Annotated in this window: 18 protein-coding genes and 4 tRNA genes; 7 read left to right on the top strand and 15 right to left on the bottom strand. The window is 63.3% G+C overall.

Features of this window, described 5'->3' with window-relative positions:
- Nucleotides 1–67: 67 nt before the first annotated feature.
- From OEG79_RS08555 to OEG79_RS08535, 5 genes are all read right to left on the bottom strand, one after another.
- Nucleotides 68–3,136, bottom strand: coding sequence for an efflux RND transporter permease subunit (locus tag OEG79_RS08555; protein ID WP_264148337.1), 3,069 nt, complete (start codon nucleotides 3,134–3,136; stop codon nucleotides 68–70).
- Entirely contained in the window at nucleotides 3,133–4,155 is a 1,023-nt protein-coding gene (locus OEG79_RS08550; protein ID WP_318840858.1) for an efflux RND transporter periplasmic adaptor subunit, read from the bottom strand. Before OEG79_RS08550 ends, OEG79_RS08555 begins: the two co-directional genes overlap by 4 nt.
- A 90-nt stretch (nucleotides 4,156–4,245) precedes the next feature.
- The gene (locus OEG79_RS08545) at nucleotides 4,246–5,040 is read right to left on the bottom strand and encodes an ABC transporter permease (RefSeq protein ID WP_264148335.1); all 795 of its coding nucleotides are present in this window, start codon (nucleotides 5,038–5,040) and stop codon (nucleotides 4,246–4,248) included.
- Nucleotides 5,037–5,969 carry an ABC transporter ATP-binding protein gene (locus OEG79_RS08540; protein ID WP_264148334.1) on the bottom strand — a complete coding sequence of 311 codons (933 nt, stop codon included), beginning with the start codon at nucleotides 5,967–5,969 and terminating at the stop codon, nucleotides 5,037–5,039. Before OEG79_RS08540 ends, OEG79_RS08545 begins: the two co-directional genes overlap by 4 nt.
- Before the next feature lie 154 nt (nucleotides 5,970–6,123).
- Nucleotides 6,124–6,786 carry a transglutaminase-like domain-containing protein gene (locus tag OEG79_RS08535; protein ID WP_264148333.1) on the bottom strand — a complete coding sequence of 221 codons (663 nt, stop codon included), beginning with the start codon at nucleotides 6,784–6,786 and terminating at the stop codon, nucleotides 6,124–6,126.
- 140 nt (nucleotides 6,787–6,926) lie between these two features.
- On the opposite strand from OEG79_RS08535, the gene OEG79_RS08530 reads away from it, so the two are divergent.
- Nucleotides 6,927–9,374, top strand: coding sequence for an acyl-CoA dehydrogenase (locus OEG79_RS08530; protein WP_264148332.1), 2,448 nt, complete (start codon nucleotides 6,927–6,929; stop codon nucleotides 9,372–9,374).
- A gap of 145 nt (nucleotides 9,375–9,519) precedes the next feature.
- Entirely contained in the window at nucleotides 9,520–9,927 is a 408-nt protein-coding gene (locus OEG79_RS08525; RefSeq protein WP_264148331.1) for a PA2817 family protein, read from the top strand.
- A 107-nt stretch (nucleotides 9,928–10,034) separates the two neighbouring features.
- Here OEG79_RS08525 and OEG79_RS08520 read toward each other — a convergent pair.
- From OEG79_RS08520 to OEG79_RS08505, 4 genes are all read right to left on the bottom strand, one after another.
- Nucleotides 10,035–10,110, bottom strand: a tRNA-Gly gene (locus tag OEG79_RS08520).
- A 15-nt stretch (nucleotides 10,111–10,125) separates the two neighbouring features.
- Nucleotides 10,126–10,201 (bottom strand) — tRNA-Glu (locus OEG79_RS08515).
- Nucleotides 10,202–10,245: 44 nt separating this feature from the next.
- A tRNA-Gly gene (locus OEG79_RS08510) sits at nucleotides 10,246–10,321 on the bottom strand.
- 16 nt (nucleotides 10,322–10,337) lie between these two features.
- Nucleotides 10,338–10,413: transfer RNA gene (locus OEG79_RS08505), tRNA-Glu, on the bottom strand.
- Nucleotides 10,414–10,686: 273 nt separating this feature from the next.
- Here OEG79_RS08505 and OEG79_RS08500 point away from each other — a divergent pair.
- Complete coding sequence (locus OEG79_RS08500; RefSeq protein WP_264148695.1) at nucleotides 10,687–11,400, top strand: hypothetical protein; 714 nt, start codon at nucleotides 10,687–10,689, stop codon at nucleotides 11,398–11,400.
- A gap of 52 nt (nucleotides 11,401–11,452) precedes the next feature.
- Complete coding sequence (locus OEG79_RS08495; RefSeq protein WP_264148330.1) at nucleotides 11,453–12,115, top strand: glutathione S-transferase family protein; 663 nt, start codon at nucleotides 11,453–11,455, stop codon at nucleotides 12,113–12,115.
- 76 nt (nucleotides 12,116–12,191) lie between these two features.
- Here OEG79_RS08495 and OEG79_RS08490 read toward each other — a convergent pair whose 3' ends face one another.
- Nucleotides 12,192–12,674, bottom strand: coding sequence for a GAF domain-containing protein (locus tag OEG79_RS08490; RefSeq protein WP_264148329.1), 483 nt, complete (start codon nucleotides 12,672–12,674; stop codon nucleotides 12,192–12,194).
- Nucleotides 12,671–13,561, bottom strand: coding sequence for an ATP-binding protein (locus tag OEG79_RS08485; RefSeq protein ID WP_264148328.1), 891 nt, complete (start codon nucleotides 13,559–13,561; stop codon nucleotides 12,671–12,673). The genes OEG79_RS08490 and OEG79_RS08485 overlap by 4 nt, the downstream gene beginning before the upstream one ends.
- 109 nt (nucleotides 13,562–13,670) lie before the next feature.
- On the opposite strand from OEG79_RS08485, the gene OEG79_RS08480 reads away from it, so the two are divergent.
- Nucleotides 13,671–15,992, top strand: a complete 2,322-nt coding sequence (locus OEG79_RS08480) for a response regulator (RefSeq protein ID WP_264148327.1) — start codon at nucleotides 13,671–13,673, stop codon at nucleotides 15,990–15,992.
- On the opposite strand, the gene OEG79_RS08475 is transcribed toward OEG79_RS08480, so the two are convergent.
- The 3 genes from OEG79_RS08475 to pdxB form a co-directional block, all read right to left on the bottom strand.
- Complete coding sequence (locus tag OEG79_RS08475; protein ID WP_264148326.1) at nucleotides 15,982–16,440, bottom strand: MarR family winged helix-turn-helix transcriptional regulator; 459 nt, start codon at nucleotides 16,438–16,440, stop codon at nucleotides 15,982–15,984. The genes OEG79_RS08480 and OEG79_RS08475 overlap by 11 nt on opposite strands.
- Nucleotides 16,437–16,922 carry a glutathione peroxidase gene (locus OEG79_RS08470; protein WP_264148325.1) on the bottom strand — a complete coding sequence of 162 codons (486 nt, stop codon included), beginning with the start codon at nucleotides 16,920–16,922 and terminating at the stop codon, nucleotides 16,437–16,439. The genes OEG79_RS08475 and OEG79_RS08470 overlap by 4 nt, the downstream gene beginning before the upstream one ends.
- 132 nt (nucleotides 16,923–17,054) lie before the next feature.
- Nucleotides 17,055–18,185, bottom strand: coding sequence for a 4-phosphoerythronate dehydrogenase PdxB (gene pdxB / locus OEG79_RS08465; protein ID WP_264148324.1), 1,131 nt, complete (start codon nucleotides 18,183–18,185; stop codon nucleotides 17,055–17,057).
- A gap of 150 nt (nucleotides 18,186–18,335) precedes the next feature.
- Between pdxB and OEG79_RS08460 the strand changes: the two genes are divergently transcribed.
- The gene (locus OEG79_RS08460) at nucleotides 18,336–19,709 is read left to right on the top strand and encodes an MATE family efflux transporter (protein ID WP_264148323.1); all 1,374 of its coding nucleotides are present in this window, start codon (nucleotides 18,336–18,338) and stop codon (nucleotides 19,707–19,709) included.
- A gap of 38 nt (nucleotides 19,710–19,747) precedes the next feature.
- The gene (locus tag OEG79_RS08455; RefSeq protein ID WP_264148322.1) at nucleotides 19,748–20,806 is read left to right on the top strand and encodes a DUF3080 domain-containing protein; all 1,059 of its coding nucleotides are present in this window, start codon (nucleotides 19,748–19,750) and stop codon (nucleotides 20,804–20,806) included.
- Between the two features lie 85 nt (nucleotides 20,807–20,891).
- Here OEG79_RS08455 and tusA read toward each other — a convergent pair whose 3' ends face one another.
- Nucleotides 20,892–21,143 (bottom strand): sulfurtransferase TusA, encoded by a 252-nt coding sequence (tusA, locus tag OEG79_RS08450; protein WP_003460892.1) that lies wholly within the window; start codon nucleotides 21,141–21,143, stop codon nucleotides 20,892–20,894.
- Between the last annotated feature and the right edge of the window lie 95 nt (nucleotides 21,144–21,238).

The following is a 21,238-nucleotide window of genomic DNA, read 5'->3' as shown; positions in this document are numbered from 1 at the left end:
TGTCATGGCAGGCACTTCGGCCGCAACGCTCTCAAGAGCGCGCTGCCAAGGCCCCTTCCTTCCGCATTCAGGCTACCACCGGCTCTTCCTCGATGCTGCGCAGCGGCGCCCAGCGGCGCAGCAGCAGGTACAGCGTCGGAATCACGTAGAGAGTGAAGAAGGTGCCGACCAGCAAGCCACCAACGATCACCAGGCCGATCTGCTGACGGCTTTCGGCGCCGGCACCAGTGGCGATGGCCAGGGGCAGCGAGCCCAGAACCATGGCGCCCGTGGTCATCAGGATCGGGCGCAGACGCTGCACCGATGCCTCGATCACCGACTCACGCAGGGCCCGGCCCTCACGTAGCAGATGATTGGCGAACTCGACGATGAGGATGCCGTGCTTGGTGATCAGGCCAATCAGCGTGACCAAACCAATCTGCGAGTAGATGTTCCAGGTACCGCCGAACAGCTTCAGCGCCAGCAAGGCGCCGGCCATCGACAGCGGCACGCTGAACAGGATGATCAGCGGATCGCTGAAACTTTCGAACTGCGCGGCCAGCACCAGAAAGATGAAGGCCAGGGCCAGGGCGAAGATCAGCAGGATGCCGGAGCTGGACTCCTTGAAGTCGCGCGAGGTGCCGGTGTAGTCGTACTGGGTCTCCGGCGGGAATACTTCGCGCGCGACCGCCTCCAGGTGGTTCAGGGCCTCGCCCAGGGTGAAGCCGGTGCCGACATTGGCGCTGATGGTCACCGCGCGCAACTGGTTGAAGTGGTTGAGCTCGCGCGGAGCGACCGTCTCACGTACCTCGATCAGGTTGGACAGCTGCACCATGTCACCGTCGCGGTCACGCACATAGACGCGATCGAGGTCCCGCGGATTGCTGCGGTCGATGTTCTGCAACTGCACCAGCACGTCGTACTGCTCGCCATTCTGCTTGAAACGCGTCACCTGACGACTGCCGAACAGGCTTTCCAGGCTGCGGCCGATCACCGACACGTCGGTGCCGACCGCCACGGCCTGCTCGCGATTGACGGTGATCTTGAGCTGCGGCGAGTTGAGCTTGAGGTCGCTGTCCAGCCCTTCCACACCCGGATAGTCGCGCATGCGCTCCATCAACTGATCGACATAGCCCTGCAACTCGGCATATTCCATCGACGAGCGGATGACGAAGTTGATCGGCTGGTTGCGCGCGCTCTGCCCCAGTGGCGGGCGATTGACCGGGGTCACGCGCATGCCGGCGATATCCTGCAGTTTCGGCAGCAGTTCATTGCGGATCTCGAACTGGCTGCGTGTGCGGTCGCTCCAGTCCTCCAGCTTCAAGAAGGAAATGCCCTGGGCCACGGTCGGGAAACCGGCGACCACCAGATAGCGATTGACCTCCGGAATGCTCGCATAGGCTGCCTCCACCTCGCGGGCATAGCGCGCGGTGTAGCCGATGGTGGCGCCATCCGGACCATTGAACACACCGACGATGGTGCCGGTGTCCTCGGTGGGCGCCAGCTCCGAACGCAGGCTGCCGAACAGCCAGGCGCAAAGCACCAAGGCTGCCAGCAGCACGCCCAGCACCACAGGCCAGGCCCGCAAGGCGCGCTCCAGGCTGTGCTTGTAGCTGTAGGTCAGACCGTTGAGGAAACCCTCGATCAGGTTGTAAACGCGGCCGTGCCGCTGCTCGTGCTGGTGCGGCTTGAGCAGCACCGCGCACATCATCGGCGTCAGCGTCAGGGCGACGAAACCGGACACCAGCACCGAACCGGCCAGGGTCCAGGCGAATTCGGTGAACAGTTTTCCGGTGGTGCCCTGCATGAAGCCGATGGGGGCGAAAACGGCAGCCAGGGTCAGGGTCATGGCAATCACCGCGAAGGCGATCTCGCGGCTGCCCTTGAACGCTGCCTGTACCGGCTTCATTCCGTCCTCGATATGGCGGTGGATGTTTTCCAGCATGACGATGGCGTCGTCCACCACCAGGCCGATGGCCAGGACCATGGCCAGCAGCGTCAGGGTGTTGATGGTGAAGCCCATCAGCGACATCAGGGCGAAGGCACCGATCAGCGACACCGGAATGGTCACCAGCGGGATCAGCGTCGCGCGCAGCGAGCGCAGAAAGATGAAGATGATCAGGATGACCAGCGCCACGGCTTCCCAGATGGTCGCGAAGACGTTGTCGATGGACTCGCGGATGAACTGCGAGTTGTCGCTGGCCACGGTCATGTTCATGCCGTCGGGTAACAGCGCCCTGACATCCTCCCAGGCCGCCGTGAGGCCATCGGAGATGTCCAGCGGGTTGGCCGTGGCCTGTTTGACCAGGCCGAGGGTCACCGCCGGCAAACCGTTGAAGCGCACCACGGAGCGCTCGTCGCGTGGCCCCACCTCGGCGCGGCCAACGTCGGAAAGGCGCAGCAGATAACCCTGCGAATCATCGAGAATCAGTTCGTTGAATTGCTCCGGTGTGCGCAGATCGGTTTCCGACAGCACGCTGAACTCACGCTCGCGCGACTCGATGCGCCCGGCCGGAATCTCCACGTTCTGCCGGCGCAGCGCGTCCTCCACGTCCTGTACGGTGAGGTTGTGTGCTGCGAGTTTTTCCGGGTCGAGCCAGATGCGCATGGAGAAGGTACGGGCGCCGCGCACCTGCACTTCGGACACCCCAGGAATGGTCTGCAGCCGGTCCTTGACCACCCGCTCCAGCAGATCGGTGATCTCCATGGCGCTGTGCTGCTGGCTATGAAAGGCGACCCATACCACCGGCTGGGCATCGGCCTCGACCTTCTGCACGATGGGCTCGTCGACCTCGTCCGGCAGCAGACTGCGCACGCGCCCGAGACGGTCGCGGACATCGTTGGCCGCCTCATCGGCACTGCGCCCGAGGCGGAACTGCGCGGTGATCTGGGTATTTTCCGCACGGCTGATGGAGGTGACGAAATCCAGTCCCTCGATGCCGGACAGCACGTCCTCCACCGGCTGCGCCACCTGCGACTCCATGATCTCCGGGCTGGCGCCGGGATAGGTGACCTGCACGGTGACGATGGGCACATCGATATTGGGGTATTCGCGCACGTTGAGGCGGTCATAGGCCATCAGGCCCAGCAGCACCACGATCAGTGACAGGACGGTGGCGAATACCGGCCTGCGAATGCAGACGTCGGAAAGCGTCACGGCTGGCGCTCCCCGCTCTTGCTGCGCACGGCAAGCCCCTCGCGCACACGCTGCCAGCCGGCGCTGATGATGGTCTCGTCGCCCTGCAGGCCTTCGCGCACCTCGACCAGCCCGTCGAAACGCTTGCCCAGCGTGATCTCGCGGCGCTCCACCTTGCCGTCCACCAGCAGGTTGACCAGCAGCTTGTCGCCCTGCGGCATCACCGCTTCCTCGGGAATCACCAGTGCGTTCGGGCGCTCCTCAAGAATCACCGAAACACGGACGAACTGGCCGGGCCGCAGGCGACGATCAGCGTTGCCGATATGCGCGCGGATCGCCTGGCTGCGCCCGGCTTCATCGAGCCGCGGGTTGATCGCGAAGATCTCGCCGCGAAAGCGCTCGCCGGGATAGGTATCGAGGGTGATTTCCACAATCTGGCCAAGACGCACCTGGGCCACGGCCTTCTGCGGAATGCGGAAGTCGACCTTGAGCGGGTCGAGCACCTCCAGGTTGACGATGTTCTGCCCGGCACTGAGATAGTCGCCGACACTGGCCTGGCGCAGGCCGAGCACGCCATCGTACGGCGCCTTGATCTGAGTCTTGTCGAGCCGCGCCTGAGCCAGAGCCTGGCTGGCACGTGCGGCCTGCAGCTGGCTCTGTGCCTCGTCCAACGCCTGGGCATTGCTGGCGCCACGCTGGAACAGCATCTGCGCCCGCTGGTGGTTCTTTTCGGCGAGATCGAGATTGGCCCGGGCCTGGGCGAATTCGGCGCGGGTGATGGCATCATCGAGGCTGATCAGCAGGTCGCCGGCGGTCACCGCCTGCCCTTCACGAAAATGCAGGGTGGCCAGACGCCCTTCCACTTCCGGTCGAATCATCACCGACTCGTCGGAGCGTAGCGAGCCGAAAGTGATCAGCTCGTCGCGCACCTCCATCTGCCGTACCGGCACGACCTCGACCATCGGCCCTTCGGCGGCCATCGCAGGCAACGAAAACAAGCCCGATAACAGCCATGGAAGTGCGCGCAACAGCCCGGTCATTGATCAGCCCCTTCTTCTTGGTAGAGGCGGAGTCTAACCGGCTGTCGCGCTAATGGGAGCCGTGCAGTTTATTTCGCTTTGTTTTTCGCCTTACTGGCGCATGCCACGGCCGCTGATCAACAGGCGGATGCACAGGGTGTAGAGCACGGCGGTCGCCAGCAGCATGAAACCGATGGCCACGCCGATGCGGATGTCCGACACCCCGAGAATGCCATAGCGGAAGGCGTTGACCATATGCAGGATGGGGTTGCCCATCGACACCGTCTGCCAGAACGGCGGCAGCAGGGTGATGGAGTAGAACACGCCGCCCAGGTAGGTCAGCGGCGTCAGCACGAAGGTGGGAACGATCGAAATATCGTCGAAGTTGCGTGCATAGACCGCGTTGACGAAGCCGCCGAGGGAGAAGATCGTCGCCGTCAGCAACACCACCAGTATGGTCACACCGAGGTGATGCACCTGCAGGTGGGTGAAGAACAGCGAGAGGATGGTGACGATCACGCCCACAGCCAAGCCGCGCAGCACGCCACCGACGACGAAGCCGACAAGGATGGTGTGCGGCGAAACCGGCGATACCAGCAGTTCCTCGACGTTGCGCTGGAACTTGCTGCCGAAGAAGCTCGACACCACGTTGCCGTAGCTGTTGGTGATCACCGACATCATGATCAGCCCGGGCACGATGTACTCCATGTAGCTGAAGCCGCCCATGTCGCCGATGCGCTGGCCGATCAGATTGCCGAAGATGACGAAGTACAGAACCATGGTGATCGCCGGCGGCAGCAGGGTCTGCGGCCAGATGCGCACGAAGCGGCGCACTTCGCGCTGGACGATGGTGCGCAGGGCGACCAGATTGGCGGCGAATTCGCTGTTGAGGTACTGGGTATTCATTGCGCCACCTTGGCCAGGTTCTTTTCCACCAGGGAGACGAACAGCTCCTCCAGGCGATTGGTCTTGTTGCGCAGGCTCAGCACCTGCACCTGCTGCTGCGCCAGTTGCTGGAACAGCGAATTGAGGCCCTGGCTCTTTTCCACCTGCACCTCCAGGGTGTGCGGATCGACCAGCCGCGCCGGATAGCCGCTCAGGCTCGGCGCCACGCTGTAGGAATCCTTGAGGTCGAGCAGGAAGGTCTCGACATGCAGCTTCTTCAGCAGATCCTTCATGCTGCTGAGTTCGACGATGCGGCCGTGGTCGATGATGCCGATATTGCGGCAGAGCTGCTCGGCTTCCTCCAGATAATGGGTGGTGAGGATGATGGTGATGCCCTGCCTGTTCAGGTCGGTGAGGAAGCTCCACATCGAACGACGCAACTCGATGTCCACCCCGGCGGTCGGCTCGTCGAGGATCAGCAGGCGCGGCTGATGCACCAGGGCGCGGGCGATCATCAGACGGCGCTTCATGCCGCCGGACAACTCGCGCGAAGCGACGTCGCGCTTTTCCCAGAGGCCGAGCTGGGTCAGGTACTGCTCGGCACGCTCCTTGGCAATCGAACGCGGGATGCCGTAATAGCCGGCCTGGGTGACGACGATGTCGAACACCTTCTCGAACTGGTTGAAATTGAATTCCTGCGGCACCACGCCCAGGCAACGCTTGAGCGCATACGGCTCGCGGTCGAGGTCGTGGCCGAACACATTGACCGTGCCGCTGCTCTTGTTCACCAGCGTGGACAGAATGCCGATGGTGGTAGATTTGCCGGCGCCATTGGGGCCAAGCAGAGCGAAGAAATCACCTTCGGCGACATCCAGATCGATGCCATGCAGGGCCTGGAAGCCGTTTCCGTAGGTCTTGGTCAACTGGCGAATGGTCAGGGCGGAGCTCATGAAGATGGGGTTTCCCGCGCGAGAGTGAAGTCGTTATAGATGCGGGCGAAGGCGCTCGATTGCAACCGCGTGCTCCGCCCACTTTTTACTGGCATGCACCCTACCGACCCGGACGCGCGGAGAAAAGTCCGTCCTGGCGATGTTGATTATCGACTTAGTCGATAACATCCGCCTCACGCTGCATGTCGCCGTTCACTTGCAGCGCACCTGCCTCGAACAGATGCGGATAGCAGTCACGCAGATGTGAGAAGAACAGCTGCTCCGGCAGATCCTCGAACTGGCCGTGGTCTACCAGATATTCCATATAGCGCTCACCCTTGCTGTTGTAGGGATGAAAGACGCTGTCGTGCACGCCATCGAACTCCAGCGGCGCCACCTTGAAGACGCGACACAGCGCCTCGTTGAATGCCGGCGTAGCCTTTACCCAGCGCCCGTCCAGATACAGCTCCGTATAGCCGTGCATGGCGAATACTTCGCTGCGCAGCACCTCCAGCAGGCGCGGCGTCGACAGGTGATTGCGCACGTCGGCCAGACCGATTCGCGCGGGAATGCCGCAATGCCTTGCACAGGCAGCAAGCAGATTGGCCTTGGGCACGCAGTAGGACTCCCCTGCCGTCAGCGCATGACTGGCCTTCAGCGTCTGCGCATCAAGACTGAAGGCATAGGGGTTGTAACGAATCTCGTCACGCACCGCGAGATACAGCGCGACGGCCTGACTGCGCGGTTCTCGCGAGGCACCACGCCAACGTTCGGCGAACTCGATTACCAATGGGTGGTCACTGTCAATGAAGCGGCCGGGGCGTAGACAGGTTTGCATGATGGGGACTCCTTGAGCTCGCCCCAGTCTAAACCTGCCGATTGCGCCACGTTCACGACGATCCGGCCAAGCTCACCGCCCCTGTCGCCATTTATGGCTATGCTCGGGGCGTCGCCCGCTTGAATCATGGAGGAATGCACATGCTCGTCATCTGGTTGCTGGTGCTGCTGCTCGGGGTCATCTACCTGGCCCATAGTCGTACCGCCGCACGCCCCGCCCTCGGCATTACCGCGGCCTATCTGGTGGCCATGGCCCTGCTCAGCCCGGTACCCGGCTGGCTGCAACTGCTGCTGTGGATCATCACAGGCGCGGTAGCCGCCTTCATCCTGCTCGGTGATCTGCGTCGGCAGCTGTTCACCCGCCCGCTGTTCGCCTGGTTCCAGCGCGTATTGCCGCCGATGTCCGCCACCGAGCGCGATGCCATCGAGGCCGGCACGGTGTGGTGGGATGGCGAGCTGTTCAGCGGCAAACCGGACTGGGACAAGCTGCTGGCCTACCCCAAGGCCAGGCTGACGGAGGAGGAACAGGCCTTTATCGACGGACCGACCGAAGAGTTGTGCGCAATGATCAGCGACTGGCAGGTCGGCCAGCAGATGGACCTGCCGGAGAAAGCCTGGGAGCACATCAAGCAGCACGGCTTCTTCGCCCTGATCATTCCCAAGGAATACGGCGGCAAGGGCTTTTCCGCCTACGCCCACTCGCAGGTGGCGATGAAACTGGCCACCCGCAGCGGTGACCTGGCCTCCACCGTGATGGTGCCCAACTCCCTAGGCCCGGCCGAGCTGCTGCTGCACTACGGCACCGAAGAACAGCGCAACCATTACCTGCCGCGCCTGGCACGCGGTGAAGACATCCCCTGCTTCGCCCTCACCGGCCCGCTGGCCGGCTCCGACGCCGGCGCGATGCCGGACACAGGGGTCATCTGCAAGGGCCAGTACAACGGCGAGGAAGTGATCGGCCTGCGCCTGAACTGGGAGAAGCGCTACATCACCCTCGGCCCGGTGGCCACCCTGCTCGGTCTGGCCTTCAAGGCCTACGACCCGGATCACCTGCTGGGCGACAAGGAAGACCTGGGCATCAGCCTGGCACTGATTCCCACCGACACCCCCGGGGTGGAGATCGGCCGTCGCCACCTGCCGCTGGGCGCCGCCTTCATGAACGGCCCGAACTCGGGCAAGGACGTGTTCATTCCGCTCGATTTTCTGATCGGTGGCCAGGAATACCTCGGCAAGGGCTGGATGATGCTGATGAACTGCCTGTCGGTCGGGCGTTCCATCTCGCTGCCCGCCGTTGGCACGGGCGCGGCCAAGTTCACCAGCCTCACCACCGGCCAGTACACGCAACTGCGCGAACAGTTCAACGTGCCGCTGGCCGCCTTCGAAGGCATTCAGGAAGCCCTCGCCCGCATCGGCGGCAACGCCTGGCTGATGGACAGCGCGCGCATCCTTACCGCCAACGCCGTCGACCTGGGCGAGAAACCTTCCGTGCTGTCGGCGGTGCTCAAGTACCACCTGACCGAACGCGGCCGCGAGTGCATCAGCCACGCCATGGATGTGCACGGCGGCAAGGGCATCATCATGGGTCCGAACAACTACCTGGCCCGTTCCTGGCAAGGGGCGCCGATCTTCATTACCGTCGAGGGGGCCAACATTCTCTCGCGCAACCTGATGATCTTCGGCCAGGGTGCCATCCGCTGCCACCCCTATGTGCTCAAGGAAATGGCCCTGGCCGACCGCGAGGACAAGGACCAGGCGCAGGTAGAGTTCGACTCGCTGCTGATGAGCCATATCGGTTTCGCGGTCAGCAATGCGGCCAGCAGCCTGCTGCTGGGCCTGACACTCAACCGGCTGGGCAGCGTGCCGGGTGACGACCTCAGCCAGCCCTACTACCGCGCCCTCAACCGCCTGGCCGCCGCCTTCGCCCTGTGCGCCGACAGCAGCATGATGCTGCTCGGCGGCGATCTGAAGCGCCGCGAGCGCCTGTCTGCGCGCCTGGGAGATGTGCTCAGCCACCTCTACCTGGGCTCTGCCGCACTCAAGCGTTACCACGATCTGGACTACCAGGAAGCGGTCAGACCGCTGCTGCGCTGGGCCATGGAGGAAAACCTCCATCAGGCCGAGCAGGCGCTCGATGATCTGCTGAGCAACTTCCCCAACCGCCTGTTCGGTTGCCTGCTCAAGGTGCTGGTGTTCCCGCTGGGCCGCCGCCATAACGGCCCGAGCGATGAACTGGACGCCGAAGTGGCCGCGATCATCGGGCGCCAGGCCGGCGATCCGGCGCTGGAATCGGTACTGGAAGGATGCTATCGCCCGCAGGCCGACCAGGATTCGGTCGGTGCCCTGCAGCACGCGCTGAATCTGGTACAGGCCAGTCAGGATGCACGCAAGCGCCTGCACAAGGCCATCAGGGACGGCAGCTTGCAACCGGCTCCGGGCCAGGATGCCATCGAAGCCGCAATCGCCGCCGGCATCTTCGATGCCGAGCAGGGTCAACGCCTGCAGGCAGCCGAAGCGGCGCGCCGGCGGGTGATCGATGTCGACGACTTCGCCAAGGAAGAGCTCGAACTGGGAATTGGCAAGGTGCGCTGACCCGAGCCACTGGCAGGAGCGCTTCAACGACGACTTGCTGTAGTCGCCACTGAAGCCTCAGCCACGCCAAGGTCAGCCAAACGGGACAGCGGGCGCCAGGAACTCTATACTCCTGCGCCCGTTTTACCTTTCAGGACACTGCAACATGGCCAGCCATCTCGAACACCATCTCGCCCTGCTCAACCACCTGCGCGGCATCCTCGTCGCACTGGGCGAAGCCGAACAGGTGCTCGACGACAGCCACGCCCTGTTCCTCGAGCGCTACGACGAACTGCTTGCCGAGCTGCCAAACGATCCGGTGTCCAGCCAGTATCTGGGCCAGGACCTGATCAGCCAGGTGTTCCACCGCTACCCGCAAATCGCCCATCTGGTACCGCGTGACCTGCTGTGGTTCTTTGGCGGCGACTGCCTGCACTTCATGCCGGACGAGGAAATCGCCCTCTACCAGACCCTCGACGAGCGTCGTTTCGAAGCCGAACAGAACGACGAGCCGTTCGACTGGAACCAGGAAAAACAGCTGCTGGCACTGCCCACTGACGGCGCCAGGCACTGATCACCAAAAGGCCCGCACGGAAACCGTGCGGGCCTTTTCATTTGCCTTGGCAAACGACAGAAACGAAAACGAAAACGCCGCTCGTTTGAGCGGCGTTTTCGTTTATTTGGAGCGGGAAACGAGACTCGAACTCGCGACCCCGACCTTGGCAAGGTCGTGCTCTACCAACTGAGCTATTCCCGCATTTACAACTTGAAGTGGCGTCCCCTAGGGGACTCGAACCCCTGTTACCGCCGTGAAAGGGCGGTGTCCTAGGCCACTAGACGAAGGGGACCTGGAACTTCTTTTAAAACCCTGCAAAAGCAGCATTTCGGAATCTGGAGCGGGAAACGAGACTCGAACTCGCGACCCCGACCTTGGCAAGGTCGTGCTCTACCAACTGAGCTATTCCCGCATTTACAGCTTGAAAGTGGCGTCCCCTAGGGGACTCGAACCCCTGTTACCGCCGTGAAAGGGCGGTGTCCTAGGCCACTAGACGAAGGGGACACACCCCGGAACATCAAGCAACTTTCCGGCTCCCTTCGCTCTGCCTCAGGCTTTGCGCTGGAAGTGGCGCGCATTCTATGGAGGCTTTTAGAGGTCGTCAACCACTCTCTAAAAAATTTTTAAAATCAAAGACTTCAGCCAAGAAATCGATATGCCACTAGGAGCGATGCGACCAAGCCACTACACTCGGTCGAAAAGTCGATTCTCGAGAGGTCCCAGGTAGTGTCCGCACTCGTGATAACCATACTGATCGTCGGCGGCATCGCCCTGTTGATGCTGATTGCCTATGCCAACCAGGCCGTCGAGAACAACAAGCTGGAAAAAGCCCGCCAACGCGCCGACCTGCTCGACCGCATCCGTCGCTGTCAGAACATCTCCGAACGCATGCCCGGCCAGCTGATGACGCCACAACTAAAGCTGCTGCTGAGCAAACTGCAGCTTCAGCTCAACGAGCGCCTGCTGCCGCTGGATAAGAAAAACACCGAGTTGCATAGCGAGATCGCCACCCTGAAAACCGAGGTCGCCAAGGGTGAATCCATTGCGGTGAAGAACCCGCCACAGCCCATCGCCAACGAAGCCAAGGCCAAGGACATACGTTTCCTTCTGGAAAACCTGCATGCCCTGATTACCGGCTCGGTACAGAACGGCCTGTTGCCGGCCAACGAAGGCAAGCACTGGCTCAAGCAGATTCGCCAAATGCTGGTACAGGTGCATATCGAGTTCTTCAGCACCCTGGGCCAGACGGCGCTGCAACAGAACCATCCCGGCCAGGCACGCCTGGCCTTCGAACGGGGCGTGCAGTACCTGCGCAAGCAACCCGATCCCGCGCCCTACCAGGCGCAACTCAAACGTTTCGAGGAACAGCTGGCACGGGCCAACGCCCTGGTTCTCAACAGGAATGTCCCTTCCGCGGACGAACCGAGCCAGTTGACCGAAGGTCTGAAGGACCTGGAAGACGACTGGAAGAAGAAGAACATCTACGACTGAGCAACGTTCGCCGTCGCTCGGCTCACACGTTGACCTGGGTTTGGGAGCTGCAATGAGCATGACCGTTTACGGGGCGCCACTCTCCCCGTTCGTCCGTAAAGTCTGCCTGTGTCTGATCGAGAAAGGTCTGGATTACGAACTCGAAGTGGTCATGCCCTTCGGTCAGCCGGACTGGTTCCGCGAACTAAACCCGCTGGGCCGGATCCCTGCCTTTCGCGATGGCGACCTCAAGCTGGCGGACTCCAGCGTGATCTGCCAGTACCTGGAAGAACGTCACCCCGAACGCAAGTCCCTGTATGGCGCAGATGCGCAACAACGGGCCAGCGTACGCTGGCTGGAAAAGTACGCCGACTACGAGCTGGCGCCGCTATGCACCTTCACCGTGTTCCGCAATCGCGTCCTGAAAGCCACCATGGGCCAGCCGTGCGACGAAGAAAAGGTGCAGCAGGCCCTCCAGGACAAACTGCCGAATCACTTCGACTATCTCGAAACCACGCTGGGCGACGCGCCCCATTTTCTGGGCGAGCAACTGTCCATGGCCGATCTGGCAGTGGCCAGCCAGCTGGTCAGCATGGAACATGGCGGAGAAACGCTTGACGGCGCGCGCTGGCCCAAACTGACGGCCCACTACCAGCGCCTGAAAGCCGGTGCCGCCATGCAGCAACTGCTGCCTCGCGAACTGCGCACGCTGGAGAAGATCGGCGCCAAGCGCTGACGCCCACAGGGCAGCGACCAGGCAGCCCTGAATGAGCGTTACATCGAGCCGGTGCGCAAGGCGCACCGGCCCTGTCTCAGCAATCGCTGGCGGCCAGGAAGATCGCGACAAGCGCTTCGATACCGGCCTGATCCTCTTCGCTGAAACGCCCCACCGACGGGCTGTCCAGATCCAGCACACCGATCAGGCGACCATCCTTGACCAGGGGAACGACCAGCTCGCTGCTGGATGCGCTGTCGCAGGCGATGTGCCCGGGGAAAGCGTGTACATCCTCGACGCGCTGCGTCTGCAAGCTTGCCGCTGCCGCACCGCAGACTCCGCGGCCGAATGCGATACGCACGCAGGCCACCTTGCCCTGGAACGGACCGAGCACCAGCTCGCCATCCTTGACCAGATAGAAGCCGGCCCAGTTCAGGTCGGCCAGCTCGTGAAACAGGAAAGCGGAGAATTGCGCAGCGTTGGCGATGAAATCACGCTCGCCGGACAGCAGCGCCTGCAGTTGCGCACTGAGCAGCGGATAGCCGTTGAGGTCGCCACCGGTCTGGGAAAGGTCGATCATGCCTGCTGCTCCAGCAGTTTCAGCCCCACCCAGTGACGGGCGAACTGATAGGCGCAGCGGCCGTTGCGGTTGCCGCGGCCCAGCGCCCAGCGGATGGCCGCCTTCTCCAGTGCTTCGTCCCAGGTCCAGTCAAGCCCGACCTGGCGCGCCTGTACCGTGACCCAGTGGCGCACGACGATCAGGAAGTGCTCCTGACTGAAGGGATAGAACGACAGCCACAGACCGAAACGATCGGACAGTGCGATCTTGTCCTCCACCGACTCGCTGGGATGCAACTCACCGTCGACTCTCTTCCAGTTCTCGTTGTCGCTCTGGTGCTCGGGTACCAGATGGCGGCGGTTGGAGGTGGCGTAAAGCAGCACGTTGTTCGGCGCCTGCTCCAGCGAGCCATCGAGTACGCTCTTGAGCACCCGATAGTCGCCCTCGCCCGCCTCGAACGACAGATCGTCGCAGAACATCACGAAGCGCTGCGGCAATCCGGCCAGCAACTCCACCACTCGCGGCAGATCGGCCAGGTGATCACGCTCGATCTCGATCAGGCGCAGGCCGGCCCTGGCGTGCTCGGCGAGCAGCGCACGCACCAGGGAGGACTTACCGGTACCACGTGCGCCCCAGAGCAAGGCATGGTTGGCCGGCAGACCACTGACGAACTGCCGCGTATTGCGCGCCAGCTGCTCGCGCTGGGCGTCCACCCCCAGCAGGTCGCTCAACGCCAGGTCGAGACTGACCTCCAGCGGCATCAGATAACCGCTGCGGCCATCACGCACCCAGCGCGCGGCCACGCAGGTATTCCAGTCCACCTGCGGGCGCAACGCCGGCAGCAGGGGTTCGAGACGCTCCAGCACCTGCTCGGCGCGGGCGAGAAAATCCAGCAATCGAGAATCCAAGATCTACTACTCCTTTTGCGCAGAGCTGCACGCGCAGACTCTGCCGGTACGGGGTCGCTATCAGCTATGCTTGGCAGGCGCCAAGGATCAGAGACTAACGCACGCATTTATGGATATTTCGCTCACCAATCGCCTGTCATTCAAACAGGCCGGCTTGACCGTGCTGGTGGCATTTATCCTTGGCACGCTGCTGAGCGTCACCCAGGTGACCATCGATTATGCCAGCGAAGAGGCCTCCATCAACCGCGAGATTCACGCGTTGCTGGAAATCAGCCACAACCCCGCCGCCCGCATCGCCTACAACATAGACGCCGAGCTGGCCCAGGAGCTGGTGCTCGGCCTGCTGCGCTCGCCGGCCGTGACCCGCGCCGAACTGATCGACAGCAGCGGCATGGTGTTGGCCAGCGTCAGCCGACCGGGTAGCGAAAGCCGTTACAGAGTCCTCAGCGACAGTCTGTTCGGCGCCCAGAGAACATTCCAGGACCCGCTCTACGTCAGTCACGCGCCCGAAGAAGCGCTCGGCTTTCTGCGCCTTGAGATCGACACCTACGCCTTCGGCAGCCATTTCCTCAAGCGCTCGCTGCTGACCCTGCTCACCGGCTTCGCTCGCAGCCTGCTGCTGTCACTGATTTTGCTGGTGCTGTTCTATTTCATGCTGACCAGGCCACTGACCGACGTGATTCGGGCGCTCAGCCAACGCAACCCGCAGGATCCGCAACACCGCGCCGTACCCTGCCCCAAGGGCCACGAACGCGATGAGATCGGCATTCTGGTCGAGGTCACCAACCGCCAGCTGTCTAACATCGCCCGGGAAATCGAGCAGAGACGCAACGCCGAAGACCGTCTGACCCAGTACCTCGGCGAACTGGAAAACATCGTCTCGGCGCGTACCGCCGAACTCAAGGCCACCAACCTGCGCCTCAGCCAATCCAACAACGAGCTGGAGGTGGCACGAACCACTGCACTGAACATGGCGCAGGCGCGCTCGGCCTTTCTCGCCAACATGAGCCACGAGATACGTACGCCGCTCAATGGCCTGTTGGGTATGCTCGCCCTGGCTCTGGACGGCCCGCTCAGCGCCGAACAACGCCAGCAGCTGGGCATCGCTCACGATTCCGGCAAGGTGCTGGTAGAACTGCTCAACGACATTCTCGACCTGTCCAAATTCGAGGCCGGTCAGCTGGAGCTGGAAGAAATCCCCTTCGATCTCGGCGCACTCGCCGAGGAAACCGCCAGCCTGCTGTCACAAAATGCCGCCAGCGCCGTTGAACTGACCTGCCTGATCGATCCGGCACTGCCGGCGCAGGTGCTGGGCGATCCGACCCGAGTGCGGCAGATCGTCAGCAACCTGCTGTCCAATGCGCTCAAGTTCACCCGTTTCGGCCGCGTCGATCTGATCGTCGCCTGCAGCACGGACGGCATCAGTATCCGCGTACGCGACACCGGCATCGGCATCGCCGAAGATGCCAAGGCGCGTATCTTCCAGCCCTTCGCCCAGGCCGAGGTGGGCATTACCCGCGAATACGGCGGCACCGGGCTCGGCCTGGCGCTTACGCGGCGTCTCTGCGAAGCGATGCACGGCAAGCTGTCCCTGCACTCGAAAGAGGGCTTTGGCAGTGAGTTCTGCGCCGAACTGCCGCTGCCGGCGCATGCCCCGGCAGCGTCGCAGCCGACTCTGCAGGGGCGTATCGTCGCGCTGACCCCGGCCAGCAGCGGCCTGCAACAGATGCTCAGCCAGTGGCTGCCGGTCTGGGGTCTGAGTTATCAGCGCCTGGATACCGATGCAAGCCTGCTCGGCGTGGAGGCCGACCTGCTGATCAGCGACTGCCCCGAGTGCCTGTTCAGCATGCGTCCAGCGGTCACCACGCCGGTGCTGCTGGTCACGGCCTATGGCAACTTCCTGCCGCAGGATCAGGCACAGCGCCTCATGCCCCTGCTGCAGATCGCCCGTCCACTGGCGCGCAACGGCCTGCAGCAGGTGCTGCGGCACATTCTGCAGAGCGGCGATGGCGACCTGGACAACGCCAGCCAGCCCCAACCCAGTCAGGCAAGATCGGCGCGCGTGCTGCTGGTCGAAGACAATCCGGTCAACCAGATGGTTGCCAAGGGCATGCTGGCCAAGCTGGGCTACCAGGTGCTGGTCGCCAGCCACGGCGGTGAAGCGCTGGAGGTACTGGAGCAGGAGCCCATCGACCTGATCCTGATGGACTGCAACATGCCGGTGATGGATGGTTACGAAGCCAGCCGACGCATCCGCAGCAATGGCCGCTGGCCGGAACTGCCCATCGTCGCCCTGACCGCCAATGCGCTGTCCGACGAGCGCGAACGCTGCCGCGCAGCCGGTATGAACGACTACCTGGCCAAACCCTTCCGTCGAGAAGAACTGGCGGCCATGCTCGACACCTGGCTGCCCGGCGAGGTCACTCGCTGAGCCGCATCAGCAGGCGATCCAGGCTGCGCCGCAGCCCTTCCATCTCCAGCAGATCCTGATCATCGAACTGGCACAGCAACCGCGCCCTCAGCGGCGGGACCTGCGCCCTTAACGCACTGCCAGTCTCGCTCAGCGCCAGATGCACCTCGCGCTCGTCCGCCTGTGCCCGACGGCGTTGCACCAGCCCCATCTGCTCCAGGCGCTTGAGCAACGGGGTCAGGGTGCCCGAATCCAGCTGCAAACGCTCACCGAGAGCCTTGAGCGTCGGCTGCTCGGGCGCACGCTCCTGCCACTCCCACAGCACCAGCATCACCAGATACTGCGGATAGGTCAGGCCGAGGCTATCGAGCATCGGCTTGTAGGCACGGGTCACTGCGCGCGAGGCAGCGTAGAGCTTGAAGCACAGCTGGTTGTCCAGCTGCAGCGTGGAGGTATCGAATGCGGTCATTTCAGCAGCGCTTCGATCTCGCTGCTCAGCTCTTCCGGCTTGGTGGTCGGGGCAAAACGCTTGACCACCTGGCCATCCTTGCCGATCAGGAACTTGGTGAAGTTCCACTTGATGCCCTGGCTACCCAGCAGACCGGGTGCACGCTTCTTCAGTTGCACGAACAGCGGATGGGCACCGGCACCGTTGACCTCGACCTTCTTGAACAGCGGGAAGCTGACGCCGAAGTTCAGCTCGCAGAACTCGGAGATGGCACCCTCGTCGCCCGGCTCCTGCTTGCCGAACTGGTTGCAGGGAAAGCCCAACACCACCAGCCCCTTGTCCTTGTATTGCTGCCAGACGTTTTCCAGGCCCTTGTACTGCGGGGTGAAACCGCATTTGCTGGCGGTATTGACCACCAGCACCGCCTTGCCGCCGAAATCGGCCAGGGTCTTCTGCTCGCCCTTGATGGTGGTGACCGGGATATCGAAAAGCGCGTTGCTCATGGGAATCGTCCTGATGGATTGGAAGTGACAAATAAAATAGTGAGCAATTAAATTGCATGCAATTTAATAAGCACAAAATAAGGCGCATGGATAGCGCCTTATGAGCGAGCAGCGCCGTAGGCGCCGCGGCCTCTACAGAACAGTGGCCCCCAGGGCTCTGATCAGGCCGGCCAGTGGCGCTGAATCGCCCTCGATCCGCACGCGCAATCCATCGATCTCGCGACGCATCGGGTAATGCTTGCGCAGGCGGTCGAATGCAGCACGACGGGCCTCGGCATCGCCGACCAGGCTACGGCGAAAATCCGCATCGTCGCGGCGCGGTTCGTAGACCGCGCGGCACAGGCTAGTCAGAGCCCAGGCCGGATCGGCACTGCCGTCGATGCTCACTTCGCTGAGCCAGGGGGCCGGCAGAAGCTCGTCCAGACTCACCTGCTCAGGTACGCCCAGCACACGGCAGCAGGCCTGATAGATCTGCGCCGTGCCGCGCAGCTTGCCGTCGAGGCTGTAACCGGCGATATGCGGCGTCGCCAACTGACACAGGGTCGCCAGTTCGACATCGGCCTGAGGTTCACCTTCCCACACGTCCAGCACCGCCTTCAGATCGGGCCTCTGCGGCAGCAGCGCGCGCAGCGCCGCGTTGTCCACCACCGCACCGCGGCTGGCATTGATCAGCCAGGTGCCCGCGTTCAACGTCGCCAGGCGAGCCGCATCGAACAGATGGTGCGTCGAAGCGTCCAGCGGCGTATGCAGGCTGATCACGTCGCATTCTTCGATGATTCGCTCCAGGCTGACGAAATCGCCACCCTCGGCCGCCTGGCGTGGCGGATCGCACACCCGCACCTGCCAGCCGAGACCACGCAGCAGATCGACCAGACGCCCGCCGACCTGCCCCGCCCCGACCACTCCGTAGATACGTGCCGCCGGATCGACGCCTTCCCGCTCAGCCAGGGTCAGCACGCTGCCCAGCACGTAATCCACCACGCCGCGGGCATTGCAGCCCGGCGCACTGCTCCAGGCAATGCCGGCCTCGGCAAAGTAATCAAGGTCCAGATGATCGGTGCCGATGGTGCAGGTGCCGACGAAACGAACCCGGCTGCCTTCGAGCAAGGCACGATTCACCCGCGTCACCGAGCGCACCAGCAGCAGGTCGGCATCGCGTACGTCGGCCGCGCTTATGGCTCGCCCAGGCAAACGGCGGATGCTGCCGAACGCAGCGAAGAACTCATCGAGCAGGGGAATGTTTTCGTCGGCGACTATGTGCATGGCAAGCTCCATCGGGCAGGTCGCCATTCTAAGCCAGTGCGGCCGCCAGCGTCGCCCCGCGAGGCGCCTGGCAGAACCTCAAGCCGCGCTTTTCTGACCGCCGCGTCAAGGCGTAGACTACGCGGTTTCCTGTCATCCCGAAGAAACCAAATGTCTGCCGACACCCGCCTTGCTCGCGTGCGCACGGAGCTGCGCAGCCTGCTCATTCTGGCCACGCCCATTATCATCGCTCAGCTGGCGCATACCGCCATGGGCTTCGTCGATACGCTGATGGCCGGGCGCGTCAGCCCGCAGGACCTGGCGGCCGTGGCGCTGGGCAACTCGATCTGGGTACCGGTATTCCTGCTGATGACCGGCATCCTGCTGGCCACCACGCCCAAGGTGGCGCAGCGCTTTGGTGCCGGTGAGGAGGCTGCCATCGGCCCGCTGGTACGCCAGGCGCTGTGGCTGGCACTGGCGGTGGGCGGCAGCGCCGCTACGCTGCTGTGGAATGCCGAGTTCATCCTGCGCACCATGGACGTCGACCCGGCCCTGGTCACTCCGGCCATGGGTTACCTGCGTGCCGTGGCCTGCGGTTTTCCGGCAGTGGCGCTGTATCACGTACTGCGCTGCTTCAGCGATGGCCTGGGCCACACCCGTCCAAGCATGGTGCTGGGCATTATCGGCCTGCTGCTCAACATCCCCGCCAACTACATCTTCATCTACGGCAAGCTCGGGCTGCCGGCCATGGGCGGCGTAGGCTGCGGCTGGGCGACGGCACTGGTGATGGGCTTCATGCTGATCGGCATGCTGGTATGGGTTAAGTGGGCGCCCTACTACCGCGCCAGTGCCCTGTTCGCCCGTTTCGACTGGCCACGGTGGGCGGTGATCAAACGCCTGCTGGGCATCGGCGTGCCGATCGGCGTGGCGGTGTTCGCCGAATCGAGCATCTTCGCGGTAATCGCCCTGCTGATCGGAGGGCTCGGTGCCACCGTGGTGGCCGGACACCAGATCGCCCTGAATTTCAGCTCCATGGTGTTCATGATCCCCTACTCCCTGGCCATGGCCGCCACGGTACGCGTCGGCCAGGCACTGGGCCGCGGCCAGCCGCGTGAGGCGCGCTTCGCCGCCGGTGTGAGCATGGGCGCCGCGCTGGGCTATGCCTGTGTGTCGGCAAGCCTGATGTTCCTGCTGCGCGAGCAGATTGCGCAGATCTACACGCCGGACAAGACCGTGATCGCCATGGCGGCGACGCTGATCGTCTATTCGGCACTGTTCCAGTTCTCCGACGCCATCCAGGTGACGGCGGCCGGCGCGCTGCGCGGCTATCAGGACACGCGCATCACCATGTTGCTGACCCTGTTCGCCTACTGGGGCATCGGCCTGCCGGTGGGGTATGCGCTGGGGCTGTCCGACCTGCTCGGCGAACCGAGCGGCCCCAGTGGCCTCTGGCAAGGTCTGGTGGTGGGCCTGACCTGCGCTGCAGCAATGCTCACCGTGCGTCTGGCACGCAGCGCTCGCAAGCGCATTCGCCAGGTCGCCTGAGCATTGGATGGGCAGCAGATCAGCTCTAGACTGGGGGCATGTTGCGACCTGCTCTGATTCTCTGCCTCCTGCTGCTCGCTGGCTGCGGCCCGGCCAACGATGGCCTGGCCCTGCAGAGCGATTACCTCGAACGCCTGCAGCGCTCGCTCGACTCAGGCGACTTCAGCACCTTCGACAGCCGCAGCGCCAGCCAGTACCGACTGCCGGCCCGGCGTGAGCGGCTTGTGGAACTTCCAGAACTGCGTATCGGCCTGCTCGATCTGCTGATCGATGCGCGGCGCTGCCCGCACCTGCAGCAGTTGATCAGTCAGCGCAACAGCAGCCTGGGCAAACAGCTTATGCCCAGCCAGCGTCTCGGCTACGAAGGCGACCTGCTGCGCGCCATCGATGACTGCCTGCCTCATCTGCAGGACGACTCCAGCCTGAAGGCCACCCTGCAACGCCTGGCCAACGACAAGCGCCAGCAACTGCCTGCAGTATTCTGGAATGCGCTGAACGGCAGTCCGGAGTTCGAGAACTACCTGCGTTTCGCTGATAAAGCCTTGCCGGTGGACACGCTGGAAGACAGCGCCGCGCTGGACGCATTGCAGCGGCTGGCCAGCATCGGCGCCGCCCTGCCCGCGCAACTACCACCGAGCGCCAGTGAGCTGGAACCGCAGTTCTTCGCCCTCTACGCCAGCGAACAAGGCGGCCAGTTGATTACCAGCCTGGCCAGCCTGCGCCACACCCTAGACGTTGGCAGCGAACTGCTGGAGCAACGCCAGCGCAATCGCCCACTCTGCCCGCTGGGCCAGGCGACGCCACGCGGGCGCATCCTGCAGAACATCTTCATCAAGTTCTACGCTGGCGGCCTGCAACCCTACCTGGCACAGGTCGACCAACGCGGCCAGCAGTGGCAGGCGGCGCTGCTGCAATTGCAGCGCATCGACGGTATTCCCACCACCACCCGCGAGCACCTGCAGAGACTGGCCGGCGAACAGGATTCGTTATGGCAGGATTTCCGTATAGCCACGGCGCGTCACGTCAAGGCCTGGCAGGCTTTGCTAAACAGCTGCGGCCTGGCGCCGGGACAGGCGGGATGGCACAGCGAAAGCTAGCAAACCGTAGGGCGGGTGTAACCCGCCATCGCGACCAACAACATCGACTATTTGGCGGGTTGCACCCGCCCTACGAGATAACTGTCTAGTCGGCCTTCTTGCGAATCCAGTACAGGTAGGTGCCGTCTTCCTCGGCCTGACCGAGCAGTTCGTGACCGAGGAACACGCAAAACTTGGGAATATCACGACGGGTCGACGGATCGGTAGCGATCACCTTGAGCAGGCCGCCCGGCGACAGGTCGCGCACCTTGTTGTGCAGCATCATCACCGGTTCCGGGCAATTCAGGCCGCTGGCGTCGAGCAGGTCATCGTGATTGAGGGTCAGGGCTTCGGACATAAGGGGCTCCACAGGCAGGCGCGCATTGTCGCGCAAAGCTGACCTCCAGGTCACCTGCGCGCTGGCGCAACATGGCGGGTTCGCACGTCTACATC

This window comes from Pseudomonas sp. Z8(2022) (assembly GCF_025837155.1).
Classification (GTDB): domain Bacteria; phylum Pseudomonadota; class Gammaproteobacteria; order Pseudomonadales; family Pseudomonadaceae; genus Aquipseudomonas.
Note: the sequence above shows the minus strand (reverse complement) of the source record. Positions and strands in the feature narration are given on the sequence as shown.